This is a genomic window from Allohoeflea poritis (assembly GCF_027889715.1).
Classification (GTDB): Bacteria; Pseudomonadota; Alphaproteobacteria; order Rhizobiales; family Rhizobiaceae; genus Hoeflea_A; species Hoeflea_A poritis.
In genome coordinates this window covers 1-6666 of sequence record NZ_JAPJZH010000040.1, presented here as the reverse complement: position 1 = coordinate 6666, position 6666 = coordinate 1, and the positions used below count along the sequence as shown (strand labels likewise).

Here is a 6666-nt window from a genome sequence, read left to right as displayed (position 1 = left end):
TCGACACTTGCTTCCTCCCAAGTTGTGCGATGGCGCAACTGAATGGCGGGCGGGCTCCATCGGGCGCGCTCGCCGGTAATTTTCTAATGAGTTGGTCCATTGTCTGCGCTGGCCACACCCGAGACTTCTAAAGTATTGCTCGTTGATCCGCTTACTCTCTTCCTGGATCACCTCGAGGACTGTCTCGCCATACAAGTTAACCGGCGCTTTCAGCTCTTGGTTTCTGCGGCCAATGAGTTGGTGATCCCTCGCAATCATGCAGCGTCCATTGACGTGTCCTCGGCCGAACAATGGTTATCCATGCCGTGTGGGGAAATGGAACTGGCCCGAAACACAGATGCGGGCCGACCGGTATTGAACGAACTTTGAAGGGGCTGAAACGCTTTGATTGCAAGCGGAAGGACAGCCAGCCATGCAACGCGTCTTTGAAGAGTTTGTACAACGCTTGTTTGAAAGTGTCGACGAAACCGATCTGCGCGAGGCTTTGGCAAGCGCCGCGGCTGAATTCGACCTCCAACAATTCGCATTCCTTACGCTGCCCGCATCGTCATCGGCGACACCCAGATTGATCTCCAACTATCCCACGGACTGGACATCGCATTATCTGCATCACGGGTATGAACGGATCGACCCGGTGGTAGCCCATGCAAAGCATCAGGAGATGCCGTTCAGATGGGGTCGTGGATTTGATGGCGTTCCGACTTGCGGTCGGCACGACCGGTTCTTCGAGGAAGCTGCCGAGTTTGGAATCCGTTGCGGATTCACGATTCCCGTTCCAGACCATCACGGCGGTGTCGCGGCCATGACGTTTGCCGCTGACGAACCGAACCCGCCCTTGTTGCGTGTGACGGAACGGTACGGGCAGGCGTTCCAGCTTATCGCGACATGCTTTCATTTCCATGCGCGGCGCAAGCTCTCTGGCAACCGGACCGTTGACGGGGTTGTATTGACGCCACGCGAGCATGAGTGCCTGCAATGGGCAGCGCGTGGAAAATCTATTTGGGAGATTGGCCACATTCTGGGCATAAAGCGGCGCACCGCGGCGTTTCATCTCGACAATGTGCGACGGAAACTCGGTGTGAGGACCATTACGCAGGCGGTCGCACGTTTAGCCGCCTCCCAATCCTCGTCCAGCTGACCGAATACAACTTTCCCGTGCAGTTAGACAGGCTGTTTTAGCTGACATATTCGCCTCCAATGCCAGGATTGTTCCTGAATGGAGGTCGTCATGATACAGCTTGTAGCACCGGATTGGCACAGTGCGTTTACCGATGAACTTCGCGAGATGCATCGCTTGCGGTATCGGGTCTTCAAGGAGCGTCTTGGCTGGGACGTGCAGACAAAAGAAGACCTGGAGATCGATTCCTTCGATGACTTGAAGCCACACTACCTGCTGCTGCGCGGCCCAAGCGGTCGCGTTGAGGGCTGCGTTCGCATGCTTCCGTCGACCGGCCCGACCATGCTTTGTGATGTCTTTCCGGCGCTGTTGGATCACCGTGCCGCGCCTGCAGACCCAGCCATCTGGGAGAGCAGCCGGTTCGCACTCGATCGTGCCGCTGATACGTCGAAGGGTCCGAACAGCCTTGCGGCGGGCACATACGAACTCTTTGCGGGTATGATCGAATTTGGTCTGTCCATGAGCCTCAACCGTATCGTCACCGTCACAGATCTGCGCGTCGAACGCATCCTTCGCCGAGCCGGCTGGCCACTGCAGCGCATTGGGGATCCGCAGACAATCGGCAAGACCCGCGCTGTCGCGGGCTATCTTCATGTCTCCACTGAACATCTTGATGCGGTTCGTCATAAAGGCGGTTTTGGCGGCCCGGTACTGTGGGCGCCGGTTGCAGGCTTAGCCGCATGATTCCGGTCCTCCCACAGCCCATTTCAATCGAGAACCACGATGATGACCGGTGAGAGGAGCGCGTTCACTCCAGCGGATTGGTGCAATGCACAGGCCTATGTCTATACGCTTCGGCTGACCCGCCTCGGTTGGGCCTGGGAATTCTTGCGTCGAAACCAGGAGTTCCGCGTGAATCTGGCCCGTGTCATTGGAAGCTCGGCGCAAATTGAAAGTCATTTTGCGGATGCGAGGTTTCGGTCGGAGATGGATCTGTCACGCTGGGGCGTCTTGTTTCGCGGACTCGCCGGGTCCCGATGCAGCCGTTTTCTGGTCGCCTTCTGAATGCCCGCATGTGCTGCCGGCGTTCGCAGCACGGCCTTCATTGTCATCTTCGGAACCTATATTTGATTTCATGGGACTGTCATGCCGGAAGGCCGTTCTCGAGACTGCGGCAGAGGCGCGGCATGTTCTATTTAGGGATGATACGGGAAGGCTCCAATTGAAGATTTCCGGAAGTGACGCACGATCGCCCGTCCAGATCTTCGTTAAAGCCCTTTGGCCAAAGCATTGGGCTGGTTACCAGCTGAAAGCGCTGGAAAGCCTCAATGCGCTGTACGCGGGTGACCGGTTTCCGGCAAGGCTCTTTCCTCAGTATGCGCGCGGACGCCGCCTGTGCTTTGTCCTGCGCGCCCTCGACGGTTCGCTGGCTGGCGCATCGCATCGTGAAATTGCCGAAGCGCTGATTGGCGAGTGGCGCGTCGATTCCGACTGGACCGATCCGGGCGAGCACCTTCGTGACCGGATCCGGCGTGCTGTTCGCCGGGGCCATGCGCTCGTTGACAACGGGTACAGAGCGTTCCTCTCGTAAATTGCCTCGAAAGCAGGCAATCGCGAGTTAGCCGGCGAACAGCTCCTTGTATCCTTTTGTCATCAACCAGTTCGCGCGGTCGAGATGGCTGCTCAGCGTTTTTTGCGCCCGCTCAGGTTCGTCGGCTGGATTAATACCGAGAATGAGGCAGGCCATTTCTTCTTCGCTCGCATCGTCCGCGGATGCGTCGAGCAGCCTTAGATAGAGCGTGAAATGCTGGTTATCGTAGTCAGTAAGGGTGTCTGACCATGGGATTTCTTCTTGGATTTCAGGTTTCATCGAGAACCCTTGTACCGGTTAACGACTGTAGTTCAATTGCTTTGGTCTAATCGTCGTCCGATAGAACCGCACGACCGAAGCTGGATTGTAGCGAATAGGAACTATCATTCCTAGAACGATCGTTCACAACAAGTCCCTATTTCGTCATGGACCTCAAAGAGGTTATGGCGATCAACATGCGTCGTTTGCGCCATAATCAGGACTTGACGCAGGAAGAATTGGCAGATCGGGCGGAGCTCAGCATGCGCTATCTGGGCTCGATTGAGCGTGCTCATGTTTCCGCAAGCGTCACCGTCTTGGGCAAACTCGCAAAGGCCTTGAACGTCGACCCCTGCGAGCTCATCAAGCAGCCGAAGCGATGACGAAACATCTAGGCCCACTTTTCATCGAAAGCTCAATTTAGGGAATTCGTTGCTGTAAACGGCGCCCGCCCGGCCTGCGGCCGGTCGCCGGGTGCTCGTGAACCGAGCCCGCTTGTGCGGTCTCGGCCGGTCGGCTTCGCCCCCTGGCGCAGGCCCGAAGCTTTCAGCTTCGGGATACGGACGCCGGCCCTCGGCCGGCGACATGTGTTGAGCTGTTCCCCGGTCGGGTGGGGGCGGACGGCCCTTGTAGCCCCGAGCGGTCGCGGCGCAACCGCTTCGGCTTTGTATCCTTCCGATTTCTTTCTGTTCTCCTACCCAACCGGTTGCGCCGCGCCCTGATGGCTCGGGGCAGCAGGGCCTCCTTGCCGCCCCCACCCTCTGGGGGAACAGCGGCGAAGAGGACAGGAGGATGCGGTCATGCCGCAGACCAATCGACAGACGGTCTATGCGAGCGTCACCAAACGGATCATCACCGAGCTTGAGCAGGGCCGTGTCCCGTGGGTACAGCCTTGGGGCACCCCGGACGTGGACACCCCGCTCGGCCTGCCGAGGAACGGCAGCACGAGTAAAGCCTATTCCGGCATCAATATTCTCATTCTTTGGGGCGCGGCCATCGAGAACGGGCGGCGCACCCAGAACTGGCTCACCTTCAAGCAAGCGCTGTCGCTCGGCGGCTGCGTGCGCAAGGGCGAAAAGGGTACGACAGTCGTATATGCCGACCGGTTTGTGCCGAAAAAGGAGCGGGTGAAGGCGGCAGAGAACGGCGATGATCCGCAAGCCGTTGCGTTCCTTAAACGCTATACGGTGTTTAACGCCGACCAGTGTGACGGCCTGCCTGAAAATCTGTTTGTAGGCGCATCACCGCTGTCTGAACGCGACCCGATTCCGCATGCTGAAGCGCTGATCGAAGCCACCGGTGCGGATTTCCGCATCGGCGGCGATAAAGCCTTTTACGTGCCGAGCCAAGACTATGTGCAGGTGCCGCCGCAACCGGCTTTCCGCGCGCAGATCGACTACTACCGGACCTGCTTTCACGAACTTGGCCACTGGACCGGGCATGAAACGCGGCTTGCCCGCAGCTTCAAAGGCCGCTTCGGATCGAGGCCGTATGCGCGCGAGGAACTGGTCGCGGAAATGACATCCGCCTTTGTCTGTGCGTCGCTCGCTATCGTGCCGACCGTTCGGCATTCCGATTACATCGCCACATGGTTGGACCTGTTGCGCGAGGACGACCGCGCGATTTTCCATGCCGCCTCACTGGCCTCCGGGGCTGCCGATTTCATTTTGGCCTTTCAGGACGAGAGTGACAGCGGAGGTATGGCGGCATGAGCACCGCATCCGATCCAACGGCAAGCGCATCACCCGCAACCGAGCACACCGAGGCCGGTGAACAGACCCTTGTCACGGGTGTCCGCCCAGTCACCTTGGCCGACCGGCTGGCCCTGCGCGCCGCCGCGCCGCTTGCCCCGAAACGCAATCCGAATGCCGAGCAGCAACCGTGTGACCACGGCCTGTTCGATACCGCCGCGCGCGATCAACTGGACCTGATCGACGCGCTTCGCGCCACGTCAAATGGCGCATCCACCCCTGACTCAGCAAAGGAGTAAAGCACATGCAACTGCATCATATCCCGCTCGACCACCTGAAGGTGTCGCCGCTCAACATGCGTCATTCGCGAAAGAAACCGGACGTCTCCGACATCCTGCCATCGATCCGTCAGCGCGGCATCATCCAGCCCCTGCTGGTGAAACCCAATGGCGCGCCGGACCATTACGACATATACGCCGGACGGCGGCGCTTCTTCGCGATGAAGGTCATCGCCAAGGAGGCCGGTAGCAATCCCGTTCTGCCGTGTCTGGTGTTGGACCGAAATAAAGATGTGGATGCCATTGAGGCCTCCATTATCGAGAATGCCGCGCGTGTCGCGCCCGACGAGATGGAGCAATATGAAGCCTTCAAGAAGCTGGCGGACAAGGGCCGGAGCGTTGCCGAGATCGCCGAGACCTTCGGTGTTACCGAACTGACTGTGAAACGGCGCTTGGCGTTGGCGAATTTGCTTCCCGCGATCCGCAAGCTTTACGCAAACGAGGAAATCGACTCGCGCACGGTCACCGCGTTGACGCTGGCGACCGAGGCTCAGCAGGAGGAATGGCTGGCGCTGTTCCAGTCCGAGGACGACCATGCGCCGCGCGGACAATACTTGAAGGCGTGGTTGTGCGGCGGCGAGCACATCACCACCGACAAGGCGATCTTCGACATCGAGGGCTATTCCGGTGCGGTCCTTGCCGATTTGTTCGGTGAGCATGGCGTCTTTTCCGATGCCGACCTGTTCTGGTCGCATCAGAATGCCGCCATCGCCAGCCTGCGCGATGCCTATACGGGCAAGGGCTGGAGCGATTGCGAGGTTCTGGATCGGGGCAGCTATTTCGCCCGTTGGGATCACGTCAAAGCCACCAAGAAAGAGGGCGGCAAGGTCTTCATCGAGGTCCGCGACAATGGCGAGGTCACCGTCCATGAGGGTTACATCACCGAGACCGAACACCGGAGGCGAGGGAATCTGGCAGCGGACAAGAACGGTAAAACCGAACCGGCCACCAAGCCGGAACTGACCAATCCGGCGCAGAACTATATCGAACTGCACCGCCACGCCGCTGTGCGCGCGGCGCTGCTGTCGGCTCCCGCCGTTGCATTGCGCTTGACCGTCGCGCATATGATCGGCGGCTCGACATTGTGGCAGACGAGGCCCGATCCGCAGACGACTCGTAAGGAGGAGACTGCCGAGAGCATCGCCACGTCCGAAGCGCAAGCGACATTCGACACGGAAAAAGCGAAAATCCTGAAACTGATCGGCCTGCCGGAGCATGGCCATTCCGTTACCCGCAGCAATGGCGACGACTGGCGCGTCGGCGAGCTGTTCGTCAAGCTGTCGGCGCTTACCGATAAAGAAGTGATGCGTGTTTTGACCTTCGTCATGGCCGAGACGCTGCAAGCGGGAACCTGCATTGTCGATCGGATCGGCTGCGATCTGGCGGTTGACATGACCGCCAGCTATACACTGGACGACGCGTTCTTCGATCTGCTGCGCAGCAAGGCCGCCGTCAACGCGATGGTCGCGGAGATCGGCGGCAAGCGCGTTGCCGATGGCAATGTCAGCGCCACGACCAAGGTACAGAAAGGCATTATCCGCGATTTTCTGACCGGCGAAAACGGACGCAAAGGACAAGAGAATTGGCTTCCCGGCTACTTCCGCTTCCCGCTCACCAGCTATACCGCAGGTGGGGCAGGGCTGCTCACCGAGAATGCGCAGAAAGCGAAAC

Annotated in this window: 9 protein-coding genes; 8 read left to right on the top strand and 1 reads right to left on the bottom strand. The window is 59.2% G+C overall.

Going from position 1 to position 6666, the window contains the following annotated elements; genetic code table 11:
- The first annotated feature begins 412 nt into the window (after nt 1-412).
- From OOZ53_RS26255 to OOZ53_RS26245, 4 genes are all read left to right on the top strand, one after another.
- The gene (locus OOZ53_RS26255; protein WP_271092764.1) at nt 413-1138 is read left to right on the top strand and encodes a LuxR family transcriptional regulator; all 726 of its coding nucleotides are present in this window, start codon (nt 413-415) and stop codon (nt 1136-1138) included.
- A 90-nt stretch (nt 1139-1228) separates the two neighbouring features.
- Nucleotides 1229-1861: an acyl-homoserine-lactone synthase gene (locus OOZ53_RS26250; protein WP_271092762.1), complete on the top strand. Its 633-nt coding sequence runs from the start codon at nt 1229-1231 to the stop codon at nt 1859-1861.
- Nucleotides 1862-1900: 39 nt separating this feature from the next.
- Entirely contained in the window at nt 1901-2182 is a 282-nt protein-coding gene (locus OOZ53_RS26580) for a transcriptional regulator domain-containing protein (RefSeq protein ID WP_425499244.1), read from the top strand.
- Nucleotides 2183-2339: 157 nt separating this feature from the next.
- The gene (locus tag OOZ53_RS26245; protein WP_271092761.1) at nt 2340-2708 is read left to right on the top strand and encodes a DNA -binding domain-containing protein; all 369 of its coding nucleotides are present in this window, start codon (nt 2340-2342) and stop codon (nt 2706-2708) included.
- 27 nt (nt 2709-2735) lie between these two features.
- Here OOZ53_RS26245 and OOZ53_RS26240 read toward each other — a convergent pair whose 3' ends face one another.
- On the bottom strand, nt 2736-2987 hold the full coding sequence (locus tag OOZ53_RS26240) for a DNA -binding domain-containing protein (RefSeq protein WP_271092760.1): 252 nt from the start codon (nt 2985-2987) through the stop codon (nt 2736-2738).
- A gap of 146 nt (nt 2988-3133) precedes the next feature.
- Between OOZ53_RS26240 and OOZ53_RS26235 the strand changes: the two genes are divergently transcribed.
- From OOZ53_RS26235 to OOZ53_RS26220, 4 genes are all read left to right on the top strand, one after another.
- Complete coding sequence (locus OOZ53_RS26235; protein WP_271092759.1) at nt 3134-3349, top strand: helix-turn-helix domain-containing protein; 216 nt, start codon at nt 3134-3136, stop codon at nt 3347-3349.
- Between the two features lie 417 nt (nt 3350-3766).
- Nucleotides 3767-4678 carry an ArdC family protein gene (locus OOZ53_RS26230; protein ID WP_271092758.1) on the top strand — a complete coding sequence of 304 codons (912 nt, stop codon included), beginning with the start codon at nt 3767-3769 and terminating at the stop codon, nt 4676-4678.
- Nucleotides 4675-4956, top strand: coding sequence for a hypothetical protein (locus OOZ53_RS26225; RefSeq protein ID WP_271092757.1), 282 nt, complete (start codon nt 4675-4677; stop codon nt 4954-4956). The genes OOZ53_RS26230 and OOZ53_RS26225 overlap by 4 nt, the downstream gene beginning before the upstream one ends.
- A 5-nt stretch (nt 4957-4961) precedes the next feature.
- Nucleotides 4962-6666 (top strand): ParB/RepB/Spo0J family partition protein (locus OOZ53_RS26220; RefSeq protein WP_271092756.1); only part of this gene is annotated, 1705 nt, incomplete at its 3' end.